The 22,286-nt window shown below is 41.2% G+C and carries 28 protein-coding genes, 3 pseudogenes and 1 riboswitch; of the genes and pseudogenes, 8 read left to right on the top strand and 23 right to left on the bottom strand.

What is annotated here, in order from left to right:
- Nucleotides 1–117: 117 nt before the first annotated feature.
- The 3 genes from QU597_RS15040 to QU597_RS15030 all read left to right on the top strand — a co-directional run bounded on the left by QU597_RS15040 (nt 118) and on the right by QU597_RS15030 (nt 2,583).
- Nucleotides 118–1,401, top strand: coding sequence for an erythromycin esterase family protein (locus QU597_RS15040; RefSeq protein ID WP_310828769.1), 1,284 nt, complete (start codon nt 118–120; stop codon nt 1,399–1,401).
- Nucleotides 1,402–1,633: 232 nt separating this feature from the next.
- Nucleotides 1,634–2,083, top strand: coding sequence for a YdeI/OmpD-associated family protein (locus QU597_RS15035; RefSeq protein ID WP_310828767.1), 450 nt, complete (start codon nt 1,634–1,636; stop codon nt 2,081–2,083).
- A 203-nt stretch (nt 2,084–2,286) separates the two neighbouring features.
- The gene (locus QU597_RS15030) at nt 2,287–2,583 is read left to right on the top strand and encodes an ArsR/SmtB family transcription factor (RefSeq protein ID WP_310828766.1); all 297 of its coding nucleotides are present in this window, start codon (nt 2,287–2,289) and stop codon (nt 2,581–2,583) included.
- Between the two features lie 287 nt (nt 2,584–2,870).
- On the opposite strand, the gene QU597_RS15025 is transcribed toward QU597_RS15030, so the two are convergent.
- The 10 genes from QU597_RS15025 to QU597_RS14980 form a co-directional block, all read right to left on the bottom strand.
- The gene (locus QU597_RS15025) at nt 2,871–3,254 is read right to left on the bottom strand and encodes a DUF302 domain-containing protein (protein WP_310828765.1); all 384 of its coding nucleotides are present in this window, start codon (nt 3,252–3,254) and stop codon (nt 2,871–2,873) included.
- Nucleotides 3,255–3,308: 54 nt separating this feature from the next.
- Nucleotides 3,309–3,695: a rhodanese-like domain-containing protein gene (locus tag QU597_RS15020; RefSeq protein ID WP_310828764.1), complete on the bottom strand. Its 387-nt coding sequence runs from the start codon at nt 3,693–3,695 to the stop codon at nt 3,309–3,311.
- Nucleotides 3,673–4,095, bottom strand: a complete 423-nt coding sequence (locus QU597_RS15015) for a rhodanese-like domain-containing protein (RefSeq protein WP_310828763.1) — start codon at nt 4,093–4,095, stop codon at nt 3,673–3,675. The genes QU597_RS15020 and QU597_RS15015 overlap by 23 nt, the downstream gene beginning before the upstream one ends.
- 74 nt (nt 4,096–4,169) lie before the next feature.
- Nucleotides 4,170–4,487, bottom strand: a complete 318-nt coding sequence (locus QU597_RS15010; RefSeq protein WP_310828762.1) for a rhodanese-like domain-containing protein — start codon at nt 4,485–4,487, stop codon at nt 4,170–4,172.
- A gap of 42 nt (nt 4,488–4,529) precedes the next feature.
- A complete protein-coding gene (locus QU597_RS15005) occupies nt 4,530–4,793 on the bottom strand; it encodes a metal-sensitive transcriptional regulator (RefSeq protein ID WP_310833326.1) in 264 nt (87 codons plus the stop codon).
- 112 nt (nt 4,794–4,905) lie between these two features.
- Nucleotides 4,906–5,691 (bottom strand): sulfite exporter TauE/SafE family protein, encoded by a 786-nt coding sequence (locus QU597_RS15000; protein ID WP_310828761.1) that lies wholly within the window; start codon nt 5,689–5,691, stop codon nt 4,906–4,908.
- Between the two features lie 314 nt (nt 5,692–6,005).
- Nucleotides 6,006–6,233 (bottom strand): sulfurtransferase TusA family protein, encoded by a 228-nt coding sequence (locus tag QU597_RS14995; protein WP_310828760.1) that lies wholly within the window; start codon nt 6,231–6,233, stop codon nt 6,006–6,008.
- Between the two features lie 20 nt (nt 6,234–6,253).
- Nucleotides 6,254–7,399 (bottom strand): MBL fold metallo-hydrolase, encoded by a 1,146-nt coding sequence (locus QU597_RS14990; RefSeq protein WP_310828759.1) that lies wholly within the window; start codon nt 7,397–7,399, stop codon nt 6,254–6,256.
- A gap of 19 nt (nt 7,400–7,418) precedes the next feature.
- Nucleotides 7,419–7,814, bottom strand: a complete 396-nt coding sequence (locus QU597_RS14985; RefSeq protein ID WP_042236621.1) for a DsrE/DsrF/DrsH-like family protein — start codon at nt 7,812–7,814, stop codon at nt 7,419–7,421.
- 24 nt (nt 7,815–7,838) lie between these two features.
- Nucleotides 7,839–8,417: a sulfurtransferase TusA family protein gene (locus QU597_RS14980; protein WP_310833325.1), complete on the bottom strand. Its 579-nt coding sequence runs from the start codon at nt 8,415–8,417 to the stop codon at nt 7,839–7,841.
- A gap of 334 nt (nt 8,418–8,751) precedes the next feature.
- Here QU597_RS14980 and QU597_RS14975 point away from each other — a divergent pair, with 334 nt between their 5' ends.
- Together QU597_RS14975 and QU597_RS14970 are read left to right on the top strand one after the other, a co-directional pair.
- Complete coding sequence (locus QU597_RS14975) at nt 8,752–9,033, top strand: ArsR/SmtB family transcription factor (protein WP_310828758.1); 282 nt, start codon at nt 8,752–8,754, stop codon at nt 9,031–9,033.
- A gap of 2 nt (nt 9,034–9,035) precedes the next feature.
- Nucleotides 9,036–10,957: pseudogene (locus QU597_RS14970) on the top strand (FAD-dependent oxidoreductase); the annotation flags it as partial.
- Nucleotides 10,958–11,324: 367 nt separating this feature from the next.
- Here the strand turns inward: QU597_RS14970 and QU597_RS14965 are convergent.
- Together QU597_RS14965 and QU597_RS14960 are read right to left on the bottom strand one after the other, a co-directional pair.
- Nucleotides 11,325–11,792 (bottom strand): C40 family peptidase, encoded by a 468-nt coding sequence (locus QU597_RS14965; protein WP_310833324.1) that lies wholly within the window; start codon nt 11,790–11,792, stop codon nt 11,325–11,327.
- A gap of 4 nt (nt 11,793–11,796) precedes the next feature.
- Nucleotides 11,797–11,928: riboswitch (cyclic di-AMP (ydaO/yuaA leader) on the bottom strand.
- A gap of 252 nt (nt 11,929–12,180) precedes the next feature.
- Nucleotides 12,181–12,690, bottom strand: coding sequence for a TVP38/TMEM64 family protein (locus QU597_RS14960; RefSeq protein ID WP_310828757.1), 510 nt, complete (start codon nt 12,688–12,690; stop codon nt 12,181–12,183).
- 182 nt (nt 12,691–12,872) lie between these two features.
- Between QU597_RS14960 and QU597_RS14955 the strand changes: the two genes are divergently transcribed.
- The gene (locus QU597_RS14955; protein ID WP_310828756.1) at nt 12,873–13,358 is read left to right on the top strand and encodes a DUF6803 family protein; all 486 of its coding nucleotides are present in this window, start codon (nt 12,873–12,875) and stop codon (nt 13,356–13,358) included.
- A 121-nt stretch (nt 13,359–13,479) separates the two neighbouring features.
- On the opposite strand, the pseudogene QU597_RS14950 reads toward QU597_RS14955, so the two are convergent.
- Nucleotides 13,480–13,746, bottom strand: a pseudogene (locus tag QU597_RS14950) (HAD family hydrolase); the annotation flags it as partial.
- Between the two features lie 98 nt (nt 13,747–13,844).
- Between QU597_RS14950 and QU597_RS14945 the strand changes: the two are divergent.
- Nucleotides 13,845–13,985, top strand: a pseudogene (locus tag QU597_RS14945) (metal-sensing transcriptional repressor); the annotation flags it as partial.
- 655 nt (nt 13,986–14,640) lie between these two features.
- On the opposite strand, the gene QU597_RS14940 reads toward QU597_RS14945, so the two are convergent.
- The 9 genes from QU597_RS14940 to lgt all read right to left on the bottom strand — a co-directional run bounded on the left by QU597_RS14940 (nt 14,641) and on the right by lgt (nt 20,188).
- Nucleotides 14,641–15,270, bottom strand: coding sequence for a YncE family protein (locus tag QU597_RS14940; protein ID WP_310833323.1), 630 nt, complete (start codon nt 15,268–15,270; stop codon nt 14,641–14,643).
- Nucleotides 15,267–15,749 carry a YncE family protein gene (locus QU597_RS14935; protein WP_310828755.1) on the bottom strand — a complete coding sequence of 161 codons (483 nt, stop codon included), beginning with the start codon at nt 15,747–15,749 and terminating at the stop codon, nt 15,267–15,269. Before QU597_RS14935 ends, QU597_RS14940 begins: the two co-directional genes overlap by 4 nt.
- Nucleotides 15,750–16,057: 308 nt before the next feature.
- Complete coding sequence (locus QU597_RS14930) at nt 16,058–16,258, bottom strand: DUF2933 domain-containing protein (RefSeq protein WP_310828754.1); 201 nt, start codon at nt 16,256–16,258, stop codon at nt 16,058–16,060.
- Between the two features lie 207 nt (nt 16,259–16,465).
- The gene (locus QU597_RS14925) at nt 16,466–16,903 is read right to left on the bottom strand and encodes a hypothetical protein (RefSeq protein ID WP_310828753.1); all 438 of its coding nucleotides are present in this window, start codon (nt 16,901–16,903) and stop codon (nt 16,466–16,468) included.
- 52 nt (nt 16,904–16,955) lie between these two features.
- On the bottom strand, nt 16,956–17,510 hold the full coding sequence (locus tag QU597_RS14920; RefSeq protein ID WP_310828752.1) for a hypothetical protein: 555 nt from the start codon (nt 17,508–17,510) through the stop codon (nt 16,956–16,958).
- Nucleotides 17,511–18,127: 617 nt separating this feature from the next.
- On the bottom strand, nt 18,128–18,334 hold the full coding sequence (locus tag QU597_RS14915; RefSeq protein ID WP_310828751.1) for a hypothetical protein: 207 nt from the start codon (nt 18,332–18,334) through the stop codon (nt 18,128–18,130).
- On the bottom strand, nt 18,331–18,612 hold the full coding sequence (locus QU597_RS14910; RefSeq protein ID WP_310828750.1) for a hypothetical protein: 282 nt from the start codon (nt 18,610–18,612) through the stop codon (nt 18,331–18,333). The genes QU597_RS14915 and QU597_RS14910 overlap by 4 nt, the downstream gene beginning before the upstream one ends.
- Nucleotides 18,609–19,316 carry a response regulator transcription factor gene (locus QU597_RS14905; protein WP_310828749.1) on the bottom strand — a complete coding sequence of 236 codons (708 nt, stop codon included), beginning with the start codon at nt 19,314–19,316 and terminating at the stop codon, nt 18,609–18,611. Before QU597_RS14905 ends, QU597_RS14910 begins: the two co-directional genes overlap by 4 nt.
- A 77-nt stretch (nt 19,317–19,393) precedes the next feature.
- Nucleotides 19,394–20,188, bottom strand: coding sequence for a prolipoprotein diacylglyceryl transferase (gene lgt, locus QU597_RS14900; protein ID WP_310828748.1), 795 nt, complete (start codon nt 20,186–20,188; stop codon nt 19,394–19,396).
- 494 nt (nt 20,189–20,682) lie between these two features.
- Between lgt and QU597_RS14895 the strand changes: the two genes are divergently transcribed.
- Nucleotides 20,683–21,300, top strand: a complete 618-nt coding sequence (locus QU597_RS14895) for a hypothetical protein (protein ID WP_310828747.1) — start codon at nt 20,683–20,685, stop codon at nt 21,298–21,300.
- Here QU597_RS14895 and QU597_RS14890 read toward each other — a convergent pair.
- Nucleotides 21,275–21,850 (bottom strand): hypothetical protein, encoded by a 576-nt coding sequence (locus tag QU597_RS14890; protein ID WP_310828746.1) that lies wholly within the window; start codon nt 21,848–21,850, stop codon nt 21,275–21,277. The genes QU597_RS14895 and QU597_RS14890 overlap by 26 nt on opposite strands.
- Nucleotides 21,851–22,286: the final 436 nt, after the last annotated feature.

Below are 22,286 nucleotides of genomic sequence, written 5' to 3'. Positions count from 1 at the left end.
GTATCCGTTTTTTTGTTTGCAGTTAAAAATAACCAAGTCCAATCCCTAATCCGAATGTTTTCACTCCAAAACGTGCAAACTTTGAACAATATGAAATCATGTGAGGAGAAATAAAAGATGAGCGAATCGTTAATTATGGAATCCATAAGCCAGCTGGCTATACCCTTTGGAACTAAAGAATCGATGGACAAGCTGATACAGCATGCGGAAAAAGCCCAGTATGTGCTTTTAGGTGAAGCTTCGCATGGAACCTCGGAGTTCTATTCGGTCCGCGCAGAGCTGTCTAAACGCCTGATTGCAGAGCACGGATTCCGGTTCATAGCAGTAGAAGGGGATTGGCCTTCCTGTTACACCTTAAACCGTTATATCAAAGGTTATCCCGATGCCGCAGCTGATGCGGGAGCAGCATTGAATGACTTTAACCGCTGGCCAACCTGGATGTGGGCTAACAAGGAGATTCAGGAGCTTGCAGAGTGGCTTCGTGATTTCAATAAGGATAAACCTGATAAGGAAAAGGTCGGTTTTTACGGGATTGATGTATACAGTCTGTGGGAGTCCATGGATGAAATTCTGAAATATCTTGCTACACACGACCAAGCAGATCTTGAAGCAGCCCGGAAGGCTTTTGAATGCTTCGAACCTTTTAGCAGAGATGAGCAATCTTACGGGATTTCTGCTTCCTTGTATGGGGAGGGCTGTGAGGATGATGTCATTACCCTGCTTGGCAAGCTACAGGACAAATGGAAGGAAGCTCATCCGGACGATCAGGAGAATGCGCTAAGTGCCGAATTAAATGTAATGGCTGTAAAAGGTGCGGAATCGTATTATCGAACAATGATCCGCCACGACTCGGATTCCTGGAACATCCGTGACCGGCACATGGTATCGGCACTGGAGAAGCTGATGGAATTTCACGGGGAGAATTCACGGGTTCTGGTCTGGGAGCATAATACGCATATCGGAGATGCCCGGGCAACGGATATGGTGGATGAAGGGATGGTTAACGTTGGACAGCTTCTGCGGGAACAACATGGCAGCCAAGTGTACGCAATCGGTTTTGGCACTTATGAGGGTACTGTCATTGCCGGCAAAAGCTGGGGTGCACCCATGCAGGAAATGAAGGTGCCACCCGCAATCAAGAACAGCTGGGAAGAACTTCTGCACAGAAACGGAGCTCGGGATCAGCTGCTATTAATGGACAAGGAGAATCCGGCACTTGATGAGATGATGGTAGGGCATCGTGCCATTGGAGTGGTGTATCATCCTGAACGGGAGAGAGGTAACTATGTGCCGACTGTGATCTCAAAGCGTTACGACGCTTTTATCTACCTGAATCATACCAAGGCATTGAGACCCTTAACATTAGAACTTTCAGGTGGAGTGGAACGGGGCAGCCGTTGATCCTCAATATTAATTCAGGGTTTGTTTTGCATGTTGAAATTTAGGGTTTACTGTTAAATAAATTGGGGTTCACAAATTTGCCAAAGCCACTGCCTGGAATGAGAAGGTTTTTTTCATGGAGAGCAAGAATACAGTCACTACATTCCATATTTTGTTAATGTAGTGATTCAGGGTGAAAAGTTCTAGCCTAATATGGAAATAAGCTTTCTTATTCTAAGGAGTGTTAATCAGTATGGTCTATGAATTTGATAGTGAGATCAAGATGCTGGAAGGTAAAATGAAATGGAAAGTAGTTTATTTTCCTTATTCAGTAAAGGAAATATTCAATACTAACGGTAGAGTAACTATTCAAATCATTGTTGACGGGCACGAGTTTGACCATACATTATTACCGTCAAAAAATGGGCATTATTTTGTATACAATGAATTTATCCGTAGAGCTGTGCATAAAGAGCTTGGAGATAAAGTCCATGTAATTCTTAAACAATCTGAGAATAACCGTAATATTGTTTTGCCAGATTACCTTACAAGGAACCTTGAAGATCATCACATTCTGAATACATTTCTAAATCAGCCTGATTACCTTAAACGAGAGCAGATCAATTATATTGAAATTGCTAAAAAGGAAGAAACAAAGAACAACCGGATAGTAGCATTAATGAATAAGCTCAAAGCTAAATAAATTCTTATGAAAATCAGTGTTAATCAGGCTGTACAACATTATGCATGACAACTTATTCACAAAACCCGTATTTTGTACATATGTATTTAGGTCGGAATCTACCCTTATATTTGGGTTGGTGGTTCTTGTAATATTGGGTAGTATTTATATCTCAATATCATGATGTTATAATGTAAGACTAAACCAATAAGGGAGTGACCTCTTTGGAAGAACACTATATTAGAAAAGCGGAATGGCTAAAAATCATCGCGCACCCTGTTCGCCTTTGTATTATTCGAGGGTTGATAGAAAAAACAAACTGTAATGTGACCGAAATGCAAAACTGCCTAGAGCTTCCTCAATCCACCCTGTCCATGCACTTACAGAAGCTGCGTGGTGCCGGCATCATTGAAGGGTCCAGAAAAGGACTAGAAGTTATCTACCAAATCAAGGACCCGCAGGTTGCGGAACTGATTAATGTTTTATTTCCGCAAATACAGTTCATGGAAGTTGTTGAATAAAGATTACTCATCACCACTAACCTCTTATTTCCTTTAAGTTAATTTGATTGTTACGAACCTTATTGATGAATAAACGGTACCCGACGATCATAACTATTAGGGTCATCCATCCAAGCAGTATGTGCACAGCATACATTTACCGCCCGCTTTCGAGCAGCTTACATGTGGCAATCAGCCGTTAAGCCACATCCAAATAAAACAAGCCCAGTACCGACCGGTACTAGGCTGTAGTTAATATGAAATCCACTCCATTCAATCAGAGCATACTAACTAAAGTAGAAATCATATTACTGACTTTTATCTACACAAGAGATAAGTCGCTTCTCGATATCGGATGCGATAGACATTAACTTGTCATTTTCAATTAGCCCAATAAGACTTGTTGGTCTCGGCAACCCGATCTTAGTAGTACCGTTTTCTTCATACACTACAAGCTTGCAAGGAAGAAAATAACCAACGAGAGCATTTTCGGACAACACGCGCTTCGCTTCAACCGGATTACAAACCTCCAGGATATGATAGGTCATCTCAAGTTCTACGCCTTTTTCCTGAAGTTTCTCCTTCATATCCATCTGCCAAAGAACGCCGAACTTCTCTGCTTTCAAGTTTTCTGTAAGTGCTAAGATTGCTTCTTCAGGTGATTTGGTTGTTTCAACAGTGTAATGGAACACTACGCATCATCCTCTTGATGTTAATTTTTCTATCCTAAACGGATGAATCCCTTATCAACGTTTCAGCTTACCGCTCCACGCGCTTAAGCCACCTTGCAGGTGAACAAGCTCTGTATGACCGTTTTTCAGCAGAATTCTTGCCGCATTCTTGCTTCGCATACCACTACGGCAGTATAGAAAAACATCTTTTTCCTTAGGTATTTCCCCTAAGCGACCCGACAGCTGGGATAATGGAATGTTCTTCGCACCGTTGATATATCCAGTCTTATACTCTCCCGGCTCCCGTACATCTATGAGCAACCGTTTATCACTGCTCTCCATCACATTTTGGAAATCTTTAGCGCTGAGCGCCTTTAATCCTTTAGCTGGTCTTATACGGGAATAGACAAACCAGAGCAACAATACAATCACTGCAATGTTAATGATTAAACCTGTGTCCACAATGCCTTCCTCCTTTTGCTGGTGTTTTTTGAAAGTCTGCTTGTGCAGAGCAAACATTACCTTGTATGGCGAACAAACTGTGGAATCCAAGCTTACGGAGGATTCTTGCTGCTTTATTACTTTGGTACCAATTGTTGGACAGAATTAGTACATTATCATCAGGAAATAGATCGTGTTGCCATACATAAGGAAGACGCCCTAAAGATATATTTATCGAGCCGGAAATATGTCCTTCCAAATAATCCGAAGCATCCCTGACATCGAGCATTTTCAAATTTAAACTTTCCTTAGCTTGGATCCAGTTGTGAACATTCATATAGGAAACTGAACGAACGGGCCATAACTGGCGCAATAACCATAAGACCTCTGCTCCAGTCAAAAAGTACAAAAGTGTTATCATGTTGTCCTGTCCTTTCAATAGCGCTGAAGCAGCTGATTATGCCTCCAGTTACTGCAGTACTGTCCTGTAAGGATTTAATCACGAACTAATACATCCGTCCAGGCATTAAGCCCACCGGTCATATTCACGACATTATATCCTTTTTCAGTTAGCAGTTCGCAAGCCAGACCGCTCCGGCTCCCACTTCGACAGATGACAATCGTTTCTTGTGCAGGATCCAGCTCATGTTGCCGTTCCAAAAGCTGTCTAAGAGGAATATGCTTGGCATCGGCGATGTGCCCCTCTGCCCATTCTCCCATTTCGCGAACATCCAGCATAATAAGGGACTCCCCTTTCTTGAGCTGTGCTGCTACCTTCTGGGGTGTGATTTCTTTTGAAATTTTGAATGCCATGTTAATCTCTCCTTTATTTTTTTATTAATTTAAAGCTATCCGTTAGTGACTTTTTACTAGAAGTGCGATGGCTTCCTTGACCATTTTCTCGGTATTTTGGTTACCCTCAGCTTGTTCAGCTAAAATACGCAGATTCTCCGCGACGATTTGGGCAATGGCTTTATCGGATGCATTGCGTACGGCAGACAATTGAGCTACAACTTCTTTGCACGGCTGTCCTTCTTCCATCATTCGCAGCACACCCCGGACTTGACCCTCGATTCTGCGTAAACGTGTTTTCATTTCATCCGGATAATTGTAATCCATCATTAATCATCACCTTTCTTCTTATTTCATTTTACTTAATACATATACCCCTATAGGTATTATAACATGAAAAATCTTTAGTACAAATCTTTTTATGATTTATACGGCATGATTATAGAATGGAAGACCATACCTTGACTGCCGTGAGGGCAATTAAGACGACTAATCCATACCGCAGCACATTAACATTCATTTTGGAGCTTATCCTGGATCCAAGTGGTGCACCCAGCAGACTCCCGATTACAGTATAGATTGTAGGTTCCAGAGGAATACCCCCAGCCGAGATTTTACCGATTAACCCACCGATTGCTGATATAAAGACGATAGCAAGCGAGGAGGCAATGGTTGTACGAGTGGGGATTTTGAGAATAGTAAGCATAATAGGAATAAGAATAAATGCGCCGCCTGCTCCTACAATTCCTGAAACGATACCTACCAATATAGCCGCGCCTATTGCAATGACTTTATTGAATGTTAGATGATCCGACTGTTCTTCGCTTCCTTTTCTCGGGATAAGCATAAGTATAACCGCTAGTACTGCAAGGATTCCGTAAATCAAATTGATAACTTCTCCATTTAGCAGCCCCGAGATATATCCTCCAGCCAGGCTGCCCACGAGAATGCTGCTCCCCATATATACTACTAGACCCTTATGAACAACAGCCCCATTGTTTTTTTTTCGGCGAAAAGCAATAACTCCTGCAAGCGAAGCGAAAAAAACTTGGAACATGCTAATCGACGACACTTCATGGGCTGAGAAATGGGCTGCCCCAAGTAAGGAGGGGACATATAAGAGCAGCGGATAATTTATAATCGCTCCACCAATCCCAAGCAATCCCGAAAAGAAAGAACCGACCAGACCGAGCAATACCATTACGATAAAAAGCAGTATATCCATCAGTCCCACCTTCCTTTATATGGTAAACAAGAAAACAATAAAAATGTATACGAATCAGAAATATACGGGTATAATAATACCAAGTAAAATAATGCGAAATGAGTGATTAAGCATGTTTAGCGTGTTGAAATCTCTATTTGAAGATAAATGTCCAATATGCAGCGATAGATTGTATGCCGACAGTAATGCTGCCTGCTGTACCAAGACTTGCCCTAAAGGTCATTATAAAGAGGAGAGCTATGGCTCTCTTGGTGTACGAATTGTTTATGATTGCTTGAAATAAGCGAACACGCTCATGCGTGTCCGCTTATTTTTTAGATCTTCTTTACAAAGAATTTATAGATGCCATTTTCTTCCTCATATTGAATAAGCTCATGTTTGGTTTGTTTGACCCATGCCTGAAAGTCATTGACAGAACCTTTGTCCGTTGATTGTACTTCCATGACTTGACCAGTGGTAAGACCGTCCAGGGCTTTTTTTGCTTTTACGATCGGCATTGGACAAGCTAATCCTTTCGTGTCGACCATAAGATCTACTTGCATTTTATTAAATCCTCCTCTTATTAATTGTGAACGGCACAGCGGTTTGGACCGATTTCCATCTCTTGCTGTTCTTCTTCACTAGGTGTTATTTTTCCCATATTCGTTTGACGGATTTCTTGGTATGCATTCGGTTGAGGTGGGAGGTTTTCCGTTACAGTGCGCCGGAATGCTGCTTCCTCTTGAATATTCAGACCTGGATTTTTACCATAGAGGTCCGACAACTTCGCCATAACTTTTCCTTCCTCCCCAAGTTCCGATACTTTTCCGAAATGAGCCGGAAGAACGATTAAGTCTTGAGATAGTCCTCTGTAACGGTTATAGAGTGTTTCACGAAGATCGCCGACCCAGTCTTCTGCTTTGCCGGCCAAATCAGGACGTCCGATCGATTCGATGAACAAGATGTCACCGGTCAACAGGAATTGTTCGTCTACGATAAGCGAAGTGCTACCGATTGTGTGACCCGGTGAATATACCGGCTCAATCCGAATCGTTGTATTTCCAACAGTAATATCCTGTCCTTCTTCCAATTTATCATACGAAAAAGTAACTTCGTCAGCATCTTTAGGTGGCAACCAATAGGTGCCTCCGATCTTTTCCGCCAATTTCCGGCCGCCTGAGATATGATCGGCATGGAGGTGAGTGTCTAAGGTATGCTTGATCGTTGCTCCTTGGCTTTTCGCAAATTCTTCGAAGACATCTGTCATCCGGAGTGTATCCACTACGGCCGCTTCACCGTTTGATACAACCATATAAGACAAGCATCCTTTACCGATTCGAACAAATTGGTAAAGCGATCCCCCACCCTTCAAATCACTGATTTTGACAGGCTCCAGATGCTCACTCCATGATTTCATTCCGCCTTCCAGATAGTGCACATTACCTCTTCCCGCCTGGGCAATCTGCTCAGCCACAAATTTGGATGAACCCTCCTTGGCACATACGACAAGGATCTTTTTGCCATTGGGAATTTGATCAAGTGCAGGATCCACACCGTCCAGCAGTTCGAAATATGGGATATTGATAACATCAATCTTTTCGCCTTCAATTTTCCAGTCTTTAAAGTCATTCTCATTACGAACATCCAGAATAAACAGTTCTTCTCTGGCCAGAACCAATCTGGTAAGTTCCCGGGCTGTCATTACACTCAGTGCTTTTGTAGCTTCCATGTATCGGTTCCTCCTTTAATTAAAATGTTAGTGAGACATTGGCATCCTTCGCAAAATCCAGGAATGTAACCGCGCCTCCGACTTCGATTCCTTCGATAAAATCTTCTTTCTGCAAATTCATTACATCCATAGTCATTTGGCAGGCAATGATTTTGACGCCCATCTCCTGTGCCATTTCAACCAGCTCAGGAATGGATGGAACGTTGGCATTTTTAAATCCTTCGGCAAAATGCTCCCGTCCAGCCGGCAATGGCAGCTGGTGATGCGCCTGTTTATGAATCAAATTCAATCCCTCGAAGGTGAAGAAGATTGCTACTTCGGCATCGGTTGCCGCAGAAGCTGTGGCAATATTGAACACTTTATAGGCATCAAACAAACCACCGTTACTTGCGATAATAGCTACTTTTGTACTCATTACGTTAATACCTCCATTTAGTGTTTAGTTATTGTATTCGTTATTTTTCGTTAATCCTGTCCATTCGGACATGCCAGGTTCAACATTATGCACATCTTTGAAGTCTTTTGCGGCTAGCAGCTGGCACGCCAGATCACTACGTGCTCCCGTCCGGCAAATAACATAGATACTATCTCCTCGATTGAGTTCATTCAAACGATTCTCAAGTTCACCGAGAGGAATGGATAACGCACCTGGAATTCGATTAAATGCATATTCAGCAGGTTCACGAACATCGAGAACCATCACCTTCTCATCACTCGCCAGTTTTTTCTCAAGCTCTTCATTAGAGATAACATGCATATATTTTTTTTGCTCCTTAATCTCATCCGGGCTGGCTTTGCGAAGATAATGTTTGAGCACGTTATCCTCTTCAATGGTTCCCAAATATTGATGTCCGGTATTCTTTGCCCATCCCTTAATATCGGCTAGAGAGCCTTTATCGGTGGCTTGAACTTCGATGACCTGACCCGCTTCAAGCTGGTCCATCGCTTTCTTGGTTTTCACGATCGGCATCGGACATGCCAGTCCTTTGCAATCCAGTGATTGATCTGCTTTAATCATTGGCAATTTCAGAACCTCCTTGAAGTAAATTATCTGGATGCTAAAATTTAATACTTATACCCGTATGGGTATTGGCATGAATAAATCATAATTGTGTTGAACCCGTTTGTCAATAGTGTTTGTGAGCAACTGATTTTTTATTAATTTGGATAATGCAGAATAGAAACACGAATAACCTTGCTCATAGATGAAGCAATGGATTAGAAAATTAACTACTTTGACCCATGCACACAACCTGCCATACTTTCGACAAAATGTAGGGATTGCTTTTTATATCTCAATATCCTAATATTACGATATAACGTTTTAGTGAATCGAGGTGATCTCTCAGTCAATGGAAATACAATTTGAAGCCTATGCTCAGGCGGCTGAATTATTAAAGGCTTTAGCCCACCCGGTTAGATTATGTATTGTAAAAGGAATCATCGATAATGGAAGTTGCAATGTGACCTACATGCAGGAATGTTTGGAACTTCCACAATCAACGGTTTCCCAACATCTCCAGAAGCTTAGATCTCTAGGTATTGTGGAGACAGAGAAAAATGGCCTTAATATCATTTATTCCGTTAAAGACGAACGAATAAAACATCTGATACAAATATTAGGGGGAGAATAAACATGAATAAAAAAGTATTGATTGTCGGTGGAGTTGCTGGGGGCGCCTCAGCGGCAGCTCGTTTGCGCAGATTGGATGAAGAGGCACATATTGTAATGTTTGAACGTGACCCGTATATTTCTTTTGCCAACTGTGGTCTTCCCTACTATATTGGAGGTTCCATACAGGATCGTTCCAAATTGCTAGTACAAACGCCAGAAGCCATGCATAAGCGCTTCAATATTGATGTTCGCATTCAAAGTGAAGTGATCTCTATTGACCCTGTTGGTAAGAAAGTTATTGTACAAAGTAAAGAACTAGGCTCTTACGAGGAGAAATATGATGCGCTGATTCTGTCGCCAGGCGCAAAACCAATCCGTCCTTCTCTACCTGGAATAGAGAGTTCCAAAATTCACACACTACGGAACATTCCCGATACAGACAAAATCAAAACTAAGGTTAGTGAAGAACGTACACGTTCAGCAGTAGTGATCGGCGGCGGATTTATCGGAGTAGAAATGGCGGAAAATCTGAAGGAAGCCGGGCTGGAAGTAACACTAATTGAGGCTGGCCCTCAACTGTTGGCTCCCTTCGATTCCGAAATGTCAGCCATATTGTCCAAAGAGCTGGAAGATCATGGAGTAAATCTAATTTTCTCCGACATGGTGCTGAGCTTTGAGGAGTCTGGAGAGCAAATTCAGGTTCATCTTGCAAGCGGTACGGTTCTACGAAGCGAGATAGTCCTGCTGGCTATCGGCGTTGCACCGGATACAACTTTCCTGAAAGATAGCGGCCTTGAATTCGGACCTAGGGGGCATATCCTGGTTAACGAGAGAATGGAGACGAACCTTAAAGATGTTTACGCAGTAGGTGATGCTGTTGAGATCGTGGATTTTGTGAATGGACAAAAGACAGCTGTTCCATTGGCTGGACCTGCAAATAAACAAGGACGAATTGCTGCGGACAACGTCAGCGGATTAGGCACTACTTACAAAGGGACTCAAGGCACATCCATTATTAAGGTCTTCGGCCTGACTGGTGCATCCACCGGGAATAACGAGAAAACTTTGCAGCGGCTGGGTATCCCGTATCGTGTTGTCTATGTACATCCAAACTCCCATGCTTCCTACTATCCTGGAGCCACTCCGCTATCCTTAAAACTTCTTTTTAACGAGGATGGCAGGGTTTTGGGTGCACAAGCTGTCGGTTATGACGGGGTGGACAAACGAATCGACGATATTGCCACAGTAATCCGTTTTAAGGGTTCCGTTACGGATTTAACTGAACTGGAGCTCTCTTATGCTCCCCCATATTCCTCAGCCAAAGATCCGGTTAACATGGCCGGATACACGGCTGAGAATGTTATTAACGGAATGACTGAAGTATTTGTACCTGGAGATTTGACCAGCCGAAATTTGGACACTACAATGCTAGTGGATGTACGAAGCGAACTAGAACATGCAAATGGGCATATTGAGGGTTCTATTAACCTTCCTGTCGATGATCTGCGTAATCGTCTGGATGAACTTGATGCCAGCAAAGAGATATGGGTTTATTGCCAGGTCGGCTTGAGAGGCTACACTGCATCCCGGATCTTAATACAAAAGGGGTTCAAGGTGAAGAATCTGACAGGTGGCTACAAAACATATCAGATCAGCAAATATGTTCCGAAAAACAAAAATACGGCTTCAAATGAAAAGTTATCTGTAACTGACAATTTGAATGCTGATGCAGTCATTGACGCCTGTGGCCTCTGCTGTCCAGGTCCGATCGTTCAAGTAAAAAAGAGTATGCCCGACTGCAAGACGGGCAACTCTTAAAAGTAACGGCCTCTGACCAAGGATTTTTCGAAGATATCAAGTCATGGGCAAAGCTGTCCCGCAACAGTCTTGTTCAGTTGACGAAGCTTGCCGACGGTACCATCGAGGCTTACCTCCGCAAAGGAATCATCAATGATGCGAGCGTAAGTAAGTTCTAGCAGGTGACTTAAAAAAATTAAATGGATCCGCTGAATTGAGACAATTTGATTAAGTACAGTTCCTTTCCTTTTTGTTCGATCTTATTTGTAAATGTAACACGCTTAATGGCCCAATAAAAAACAGCTATGGATGCTGTCCCCGTAATGATGATAAACAATTCAGGCTTCTCATGCTCCTTACAAACACCACAATACGTTTCACCGCTGATCAAGTGAACATTTACAGGCATCTGGTTTAGAATTGCTTGATGGATTAGTTTCTTTTTGAGCAAATCAAAACTAGGGGGTATCCCTGCAGCCATAAGTGGCTTTTGGGATACCCCTCAACTAATTCTTAATTTACCATACTAAGATAACTCTCTTTATCTACTACACGCCGAGCCGTAACATAACGATCTTTGTAGTATCCTTCGGACAACTTGCTTATGCTTACTCCCTTACTGCTTGAGGAGTGGGCGAATTGATCATCGCCTAAGTAAATTCCGGCATGGGAGATACCTTTACCAAAGGTATTAAAAAACACCAAATCTCCTGATCGTAAGTTTTCTTTTGCAACGGGTGTCCCTACTTTAGCTTGTGACTGGGAAGTGCGTGGAAGATCATCCACATTAAACTTTTTTAGTACATACAGGATGAATCCGGAACAATCGAATCCTGCCTTAGTGGTTCCACCCCATAAATAAGGTGTCCCGAGTACTTGATTCACTTCACTCTCCAGGCTTACCTCACTTGCGAAAGTATTTGGTACAGCTGTTGTGAAAATAACTGCAGCTCCTAGTAAAGATAAAATGACTTTCTTCAGAACCTTGTTCTCCCTTCAATGCCTACGGAGTTAGCTGAGGGTTCGGTTAAAGGTTCCCTATATTCTCTTGCTCACAAGAATAATTCACCCGGAATGGTTCCCCCGTTTTCAATACGAAATTCGGCAGCTGGTTAATATTTTGTAACTAGTTACACTTTAATATATCAAGAAATCGCCTGTCAATGCTTTCTCAAATCTTATAATTTTATTTCTAAACTACATAGTTTCTACACATTTTTAGTGTATAATGCCCGTTTTGAGCTTAAATTCGCAAAAAACCTCTTTATAAAAGTAACTCATTTCTATTATCCATGCATTACCTCTTATTCTTTCTATCAAGATTAAAAATAAGGGCGATCAATAAAAGAAACGAAATTGTAATCATTACCTAGAATTTATAGTTCAATAGATTAACATATCCATAGCCAATGAGTGCTTCGAGTAGCAATGATGGTATTTTACCTATCGCCGAAGCAACTATAAAATTTGAAAAGCCTATTTTGGATATAACGCAGATTAAAGTGACTAATGATGAAGGAATTAACGGCGCTGATCGGGCAATTATTATGCTAAAAAACTGACGCTTAGGATTTAATGTTTGAATCTGGGACAGCCATTTGATGGTTTTATTCGGGCGATATTTCTCCTTATAGGTTAAGGTGCCTTTGCGATAAAGAAGATACGAGACGGCTGCACCTAAAACTTCTCCGACCCATGAGAGAAGAAATCCAGGAACCACGCCAAAGACTAACATATTCACAATCGTTAGTGCCACTGATGGAATGATTCCTACAACACTTATGACCACATTTATCAATAAACTTATGAGGACTGCCCAGGCTCCCCATTCCATCAGCCACCGCATGAGTAATTCTGAATCCACTACTAGGTATTCCATACTTCCCCTTCCCTTTCAATCCACGTAGTATACCCATCTTCTAAACAAATTCTATACTTCAGATCTTCAACTCTATTTTCCATCTATTGATACTCCTTCTCCAATCTCTTCTACATACTTTCCACATATTTATCTCCTATAATAATTCTTGCAGTAATTATATAAATGGAGGAAATTAATCAATGAACATGACTCATTACATGTCCCTTCTTATGGACAATCAGCCGTGGAATCTGATCATCTTTATGGCAATCCCCGTCATTTTTGCTGAGACAATTACGGTAACAGAGTTCTTTATCCTTTTCAACAAAAATGTCCAGGGTGGATTAAAGGCATTTAACCGAATCTGCAGTATTTTGGCTGGTCTTTACTTTACAGGAGTTTTCTTGTATCTTTTCCCAACAGCTTTTGTCCCTCTGACCGTAAATGGAGAGTGGCATTCTTGGGTAGACGTTGTCGCGGTTGGATTTTACCTCAGCGGCGTATTCTTCCTGCTGCCTCTGGCTCTTTTGGATCTTGGACTTATCAGCCGTAAACGTTCGGAAGAAGGAAAGCTCAAGCTTCACTTTATTCTCGTCAGCGGGTTTCTCGTTGTTGCACACATCGCCATGATCTTTGGGATGGTTAATCCTGAGATTGTAAGCGGAATGGCTGGTATGAGTCATTAATAAAGAAAGATAACAAAAAGACTTCGAAGATATACTTCGAAGTCTTTTTGTTATAGAAAACATCGAATGTAGGTGGCACATATCTTTTGTTAGTGTAGAGAATTTCTGTACCACTAGATTATTACAGCGTAATTCGTTGTAAGCGAAGGGCATTCAAGACTACAGATACAGAACTTAGTGCCATAACCGCTCCTACAACCCAAGGAGCCAAGAGACCAATAGCAGCAATAGGAATCCCCAGTGTATTATAGCCAAGTAGTGCGGGAGCGTCGTTGATTCCATCACCCACCATAGCTACCTTTTTACCTTGTGACTGAAGTTTTTTGACTTCATCTGCTTTTCCTTCTGGAAGTATTTCAGCCATGACCTTCTGTATGCCAACCTGTTGAATGCCGGTTACGCTAACTTCAGCAAGGGGATGTTCGGAGTTCTTTTCAGCTGAAGCAGCGAGTCTTAACAACTCTTTTTCAGTAATCCCTTCGGTAAGCAATTCAATCTGCTCTAAATGGAGTGGGTAAGATGCTTCTTGAACATCACATGAAAAGTTGTGTTATAAATCGATTAAATGAAGGTGATCATGCAGTCATTGATGAACTTCTTCTTACTGTAAAAAAATTAATGAAATAAAAAGAAACGATTGAATAACAAGGATAAGAAGTGAAATAAGTTCAAAGTGGTATCATAAGTCGCCCTTTGGGCGGAGGATATATATGAACGAAACGAAATGTTAGATGAGGGGTCTCATAACTGCGCTGAAGCACAGGAGCGAAAAATATACTCTACCCTCTTAACCTATGTGTCAAGTATAAACATCGTATAATTATGAAATAATCTTACCGCTATACGAGTATTATATTCCGGCTTGACCCTTCAAGAATCATAATAAAACAAGCTAAACCAAGCCGAACTCGGCGTCAGCTTGTTTTATTATGATTTTTCTTAAATGGATTGCATCATCTTGTCCATATCTCTGGATTGATGCATATCAATCAACTGATCCTCGGATATATTAGGATGCATTTCTCTCATCAATGGCAGCATTTCCTTGATCGCATCAGTCAAAGTAACGGTTTTATACGCTTTTCCATCCACCGTGATTTGAGCAGTCAACTACCTTGAAGATACTTTTCATTATGTGAATCAAACCATTTTACACCGGAAATTAATCCTGCGATCAGAAGTACAATTCCAAGAATTATAAAATCTCCGATTTTCATTTTTTGCACGTTCTTACCCTTTCGCTATTCGTTGATATAAAAATAACAATTAATTTTATATCAACTTAGGGCGTAAAACTAATACCATTCGGAGTTGTCCCAACCTTAACCTGGGTAATTACCTTGTTTTCTTGGTTATCGATAACGCTAACGGTATTTTCAAACATGTTCGTTACATATATGCGACTATTATCTTTATTTGTTACAACTCCATGAGCGCCCTTACCTGTTTCAATCGTAGCTACGACCTGTTGAGTGCTTAAATCAATTTTGGAGATGCTGTTTGAAGGGTTTTCCTCTGTACCTTGATTTGCAACAATTGCATATTTGTTATCGGACTGAACGAATACTTGTGCAGGGCCATTGCCAACAGGTACTTTCACACTACTCCCATCTTTCAAATCAACAATGGCGACGGCATTTTCAGCGTTAAGTGTCGCGATCAAAGTTTGACCATCGTTTGTCACAGCCGTTGTAACAGGCGTTTGACCGACTGTAATCTTTCCATCTTCCTTCATCGTTTCCAGGTTTAACACGCTGATGGTATCTTCACTCATATTCGCTACATATGCAAATTTACTATCCGCAGAAACTCTAAATCCATGCGGCCCCTTACCGGTAGGAATTGTTGTTACTTGTTCATGGGTCTTCGTATCAAGAACCGTTACATTATTATCTTCATTATTTGTGATCAGGATATACTTATTGTCCCCTGTAAATACGATATGAGCAGGGTGTGCTCCAACATTAACTTGGTGGATTTTTTGTTAGTTGCTGTATCATAAAATATCGCATATCCGTTCATGGCATGATCGGAGTCATGATCATTTTCACTTTCACCCATCTCCGGCATTTCAGGAACGACTGTGACGCCTACTGTTTTTCCATCGGGAGAAATCTGAACATTATGAACGGCTCCATCGATTTCAATTGTATCTATCACTTGATTTGTGGCCGCATCTATTTTTGAAATACTTCCTCCTTCATTAGCTGTATAGTAGATTTCTCCTTCTGCCAAATCCCCTGCACTTTTGGAGGTTTCATTCGAATTTACCGTTTGACTATTATTAGCTGGTAATGCTGAGTTTTGCTGCGTACTTGCACCATTACCGCATGCGGTTAACCCAACTACAAGAATAAGACTCGACAGACCTATGATCATATTTTTATTCATCGGTATTGTTACACCCTCCAATTTAATCAATTAGGATTATTACATATTTTTCTTTCGCATCAATAGTGGCATCAACACTAAGTGTGAGAGTGGGCAAAGAAGTAACAAGCTGTATGTCAGGATATTACCGGAGATACCACTCGCTGAATTCGCTACAAGCATTATACCAATCAGAACAATCGGTAAGATGCAGCATACTTTCATTAACCAACTATGTTTCTTCATATTACTGTGATTATGACCCTTACCTTCTTGGTTTTGATCTCCATGTTTGTGATCTCCGCAACAACTCATTGATACTTCCTCCTCTAAATTGCTTTATCTTTTAGGCCTTGAATTTCTTTTTGCAATAGCTCATTTTTTTCTTTTAAGTTCAATAATTCTTGCTGTACTTCTTCAACAGAAAGTTGTTTTTTATGAGGCCCATGGCTATGTCCTCCTCGCATACCGAACATCATAAATATCATCATTAACGGACAAACCAGAGCGACTAACCAAGACCAATCCATATCGTTACCTCCGTATAAATCTTATTTTGTTATAGCCTCATTGTAAGGAATGACTATGTAGAAAATGTGTTGAAACATTGGGTTAATCATGAAGTTAGAAAAATTTGAAATACTTATTAATAAAAGAACAAGCTGAAACCAGTTCCCCGGAGTCAGCTTGTTCTTTTATGTGAAACCCAAATATATTGATAATTTCAAGAACAAGAATTACATCATGCCCATTCCGCCGCCACTGCTGCTAGAATTGCTGTTGTTCATATTATTCATATTGTTCATTTGGTCCATCATGTCCATCATATCCATATCATCATCCATCATACCGCCGGAGCTTCCCATATTGCTGGAACTCCCCATACTGCCGGAGCTTCCCATAGTGGAACTTTGTTGGCCCATAGATCCCTGCTGCATTTGCATCATTCCCTGCTGTAATTGATTCATCTGCTGCATCAAATCATCCATCTGGTCCATCGATACACCGCCGTTAACTGTACCCTGTACTGTTCCTCCTACTGATGCTGTTCCATTAACGTGATTCGTGGTCGTTGTTGCTTTTGCAGGATTTGTTACATTCATCAGTACTACCAGGATAATTAGTCCAGCAAAAGAGAAGATCGACAGTTTCAACCAGCCATTACTGTTGTTCATTTTAATTTTCCTCCAATATATATTTTTTTAGTTACCTCATCACACGCTTCATTTATTCCTTCTCTGTTACATCCTTATGAATAGACTTCTCTTCTGCTCCAGAGCTAAGGTTAACTCCAGTTGAAGAAGCGATGTAAGTGCTTTTGAGATTTTGTTTCACATAGTTGTATAAGAAAGCAATCAAGGCTACGACGAAAAGAATGGTCAAAACTTTAATGAAAAACGTTATGATTCCTGAAACACTCAAGCTTGAAACAAATCCGATTTGATTCGGGTTAAATCCACCATTCATCAACACATCCAAGAGATATAATACGACGAGTACACCCACCAAAGTGGATGCCAGAACGAAAATCGTCTTCAGCATTGGGTCATTGTTTATAAACTGTTTCCCTTTGTCAAAAGATTCTTTGAAATATTTGTTCTTCAGCCATACTACTAAGCCAATAACGATGCTGAGAATCAACACTACAAATAGCAATTGAGTTAGGCCCGATAGAAGGCTACTCATTACACCTCCTGAATTATAATTCCCCGTGCCAGCAATGCCCTCAACGTTTCCAGATACACTAAACCCTGACATCATACTTGAATTATCCATATCCATTTTTTATCCTCCTTTTTTGTTAACGGTTTGTCTGATTTGCTCATTGATGAGTTTGTTAACACTTAATGAATGGTTTTGTAAGAAGTTAACCGCGGGCGTTACAAATTGAGGGCACAACCAAGAATAGTATGTAAAGCTTTCAAACAATCCTTACCCCCCCATATGCCCCCCCTTATTTAGCCCTGATGCTCTTGCTATAGCTAAAGCATACCAATGTACTTTGGGGAAAGTATGAAGAAAGAATGTTCTTAAAAAAAAATAAAACACCCTGTTTACTGCCTCACATCAATGATTGGAAAGCCATCATTTTTTAGGCAATCAGATTATTTTAACTAATTTTTATGTGGGAACCACGTGGTATTTATGTGGTTTTAATGGAGTTTATTGAAAAACATGGTACCAAATATTACGCCTCAACAAACCTTGAAATCCTATGCTAGGATGTGATCAGATTCACAAAGATACTCTTAGGAGGAACCCAACATGAAAAAAACAATAGCCCTTTTTCTAGTGTCAGCATCATGACGGTATCTTTTTGGGAAACGGGAAGGTTTTACAGACCTATTTCATAAAATCAGGCGGGGTTCGAATTATAACTCCTATCTTTTTGAGTAGGCCTATTCTTTTGACTTCCGGTTTAGACGAATCAATTTCACCATCAGAAATAGGCTTACAACAAGCAGTACAATGCATAATAAAAATGTCTTAACATAACCGCCAAATTGAAGAAGAGAGTTACTCTGGAATGAAACTGCTGAAATTGTCATACATAAGATCCCCACTCCCATAAAGAGAGCAGCAATGAGCCATTCTACTTTTTTCATACCCTTCCCTCCTCCTTTTCTGGTTGCTTCTTGAGTATATTAAAGATACTTACATTCGAAAACTCGGCAAACGTCATCATCGTCTGCTCTGATGTCGTATCTGTGGCATTAGCCATCACCGTAAAGTGCGAGGTAATCTCCTCAGTTTCTTTTTGCATCTCAGCAGAATAGAAACTTGTGAACATTCGATCGATGGCAAAACCCAGGAATATTAAGACGATCAAAAATATGGTGATAATGACCATCCCCATTTTAAAGCCGATTCGATTCTGTCTCATACATCGTCTCCGGAAGCATGGAATTTATATCCTACTCCCCAAACGGTTTGTATCGGGTTATAACTCATTCCTGCCTTTTGCAATTTTTCACGAATATTTTTAATATGAGTATCGACAACCCGAACCTCACCCTCATATTCATGACCCCAAATTCTTTCTACCAGTTCCTCTCTGGTATAGGCACGCTGCCAGCTCTGGGCTAACACCACGAGAAGATCAAATTCCTTCTGGGTAAAATCAACTGAAGTATCTTGTATACGAACCTCTCGGGCATCCGGAAAGATAGTTATCTGTGGAAATTCCATCACCCATTGTTGAGGTTGAACGGACTTTGAAATGGTTGATCTACGGATTAATGAATAGATTCTGGCCAATAGCTCTTCAGGCTCAAACGGCTTCGTTAAATAATCATCTGCACCCACCCCAAGTCCATGAATCTTGTCCTTGGTTTCAGAGCGTGCCGTGAGCATCAAGATAGGTACTGTTTCGGTTTCCCTAACCTCCTTGCATACTTGCCAACCATCCATATCAGGCATCATTACATCAAGCAATACAATATCAAAAGAATGTTTCTTAATCATCGACAGAGCCTCTTGACCGGTTGCAGCTTCCTGGATTCGGAAGCCTTCCTTCATCAAATATATACGAATTAAATTTCTCATGTTCCATTCATCATCTACAATTAATACCTGCAGTTTCGACATGATCCTGTCCACCTTCGTCATTTATGTTTTTCATTGATGTATCCTATTGTGTACCCATTTCCGTTTTCAAAACTGTTTTAGATCTCTGTACTGCTAATGATCTGTATATCCGATCTATGTTTTCGTATAAAAACCACCATGAAAACCAAAGCGATACTAATTACCGATACACTGGTCCATTGGCCGGCCGTCCAGTTAAGCGCATACCGAGGGGAATCTCCGCGCAGGTACTCCAGTGAAAATCGGCCTGCTGCATATAAAACATTGTACGATAGAAAAAGAACACCTTTGGGCAGCTTCCTATTCTTCAAAGAAATCAGAATCGCAAACACCATAAAGTCCCACTGTCCCTCCCAGACTTCCGCCGGCCATAGTGGAACTGCTCCATACTGATCATAGGCTAGTGTTCCTTCCGGATAAACAATTCCAAACCCGGCGTTCGTCGGTGATCCAAATGCATCTCCGTTTAAAAAACACGCGATGCGCCCGATCGCATGTCCCAAAATAATGGCTGGGGCAAGCGTGTCCGCTAATTCCCAAAATGAGATTTGGTGTACGCGGGCATAAACGGCTGCAGTGATAAACCCGCCGATCAATGCTCCCTGTATGGAGATTCCACCTTTCCATATCGCCACAATGTCCGAAAGATGCTCTGAATAGTAATCCCATTGAAAAAAGAATACATGCCAGATTCTAGCCCCTAATAGGGCTCCGCCCAAAACATATAAGATCATATTGGGGATATGTTTACGAAATGATGTCTCTCTTGCTAGATATATAGCAACCCCCATCGCTGCCAGAACTGCCAGCGCAACGATAACTCCATAGGAACGAAGTGTAAATCCACCGATTTCAAATAATTCTACTCTCACACTGGTCTCCTCAGGTATGACATATGGTAAAAAATTGTGATTTCATATCTTCATTGTAAGGACTGAATGTGTAGAAAATATGTTGAAACATTGAGGCAACCAAGTATTTGATCATAGTTCCTTCATACGATCTGTTGAACAAAAAAACAAGCCGGCACCCGAAGGATTACCGGGGCCAGCCTGTTCTTCTTCAAAAGAATGAAATATCTTGATGATTAAGAAACGTATTCAGCATTAATGTCCGGAATGCGGGTTTCCACCGGATGCAGGGGAAATCTCAAGCATATCATCAATCTCACTTTGGGTAGCAGCAGTAACGGATGAGTTCTCACCGGTTACCCAGGCATGATTATAGATACCTTCGGATGGTGATTTCTGAAATTTTGGTTGAACATTCATTAAATCATGGTAGAATCCGTCGTCAGAAACGAAAAGGAATGAATCCTCTTGCTTGGCCATACCATAACATTATTAACACACAGGAGGTTGTACAAATGCCAAGCTGGATCGTTGTTGCAATCTTTTATTCCTTTATGTCGTGCTGGACATTCGGATTCATTCATCGCTTTCGCTCCAATCTTACAAGCACCATTACGATGATATCGCCCATGGTCAGCGGTATGATTATCGGCATTGGCGGAGGAACGATCACGGGGATATTATATGAGCAAAACTTGCTGCTCTCACTGTTTATCAGCGTGATTATCGGGATGACTGCTGGCGGCATTATAGGGGCGTTGATCAGTATTGGGGCTTTTTTGAACGGGGCACTATCTGGCATGATGGCAGGCATGATGGGGGTAATGCTCATGAATATGCTCCCCTCTTCACAGTGGGGGAAAGGGATCTTTGCATTTATGGTTATCGGCGCTATTCTTCAGTTTGTCCACATGTTAATGCTTCAAGGACAGATTCAGGAAACCCTCCTTCGTCAGTCTTCATGGATGTATCGCAGCCCAGTACTTATGATGTTTGTAACGGTTACCCTTCTCTCCATTTTCACATTTGGACGTTTTGAAACGACTCTCACAGACTCTAATTCCATCCAGATGCCTAAGCAAACTGAACAATCTCCTATGAATGCGCCTAATGGACGTCATATGGCTCAATAATAATGGAGGGTGTGCCCAGTGTTATCCTCCACTGGTTATCCGGCAATGCAGGTTTGGCCATAATTTGCAGGTTGGAATATTCATCACCAATCATTCGCGTTCCATGAAATAATCCTGAATAATAATGGGTGTTATACTCTTTCTCATCACTGCTGGAATCAACTTCATCCGCACAAATATATAATTCAATTGGAGCCAGCAATTGATGGAGTGTTTCCCCTTTCCTCATGCAACCTTCGATGTGTATATTCCATGTCCCCGTTAAGTGTAGTGCCTTCACCTCGGCTGCTGCCCTCTCTATCCACGAGACAAAGGAAGTTAGACATTCTAAACCATGCGTTTTATATCCAAACACTATAGACCGGAGATCAAACCTTTCCATATTCACAGTTCCAATCTTATTCATCAGCAGAAGGATATCTTCTTCGTTCGCACCCTCGCAGCAAACACTTGCCATATATATTCGTTCTTCATTAGACATCACTTCATCTGCAAGTTGAGAGAGTAGATATACGTCTTTATGACCCAATGAACTCAAATTCAACACCATTTCTATTCATCTACGAATAGAGTAGCCGAGCGACATTATTTTTATACTCCTAACTTTCTCCATAGAATCAACATAATTGTATGGTAAATTAAAGCTAAATCTGATAAAAATTTGGGTGAAAGGGATGAATTAATGCAAGGGAAAATAGTTTTCCTGACTGGAGGGAATTTCGTTGTATATTGATCCTTTCTTTGCAAATATGATCAACTTCGTCATTCTCATCTTAATTCTCTTAATTGGATCCATTATATTAATTGGCAGTTTACGATTTTTCCGGCTTTACACTCATCAATCCACCCACACCTCGTCTACTTTCTCCAATACATTAGAAATCCATTCAACGAGCACCTCCACAGATCCGAAAGAAAGCAACAACCTGATTTTGGATTATATCAAACGAAACTTTATCGAAGGCTCCGAGAGTTCGAATGAACAA

Origin of the sequence: Paenibacillus pedocola, from assembly GCF_031599675.1 — a bacterium.
Taxonomy (GTDB): domain Bacteria; phylum Bacillota; class Bacilli; order Paenibacillales; family Paenibacillaceae; genus Paenibacillus_AQ; species Paenibacillus_AQ pedocola.
The sequence above is the reverse complement of the archived record's forward strand: the minus strand, read 5'-3'. Positions and strand labels throughout refer to the sequence as shown.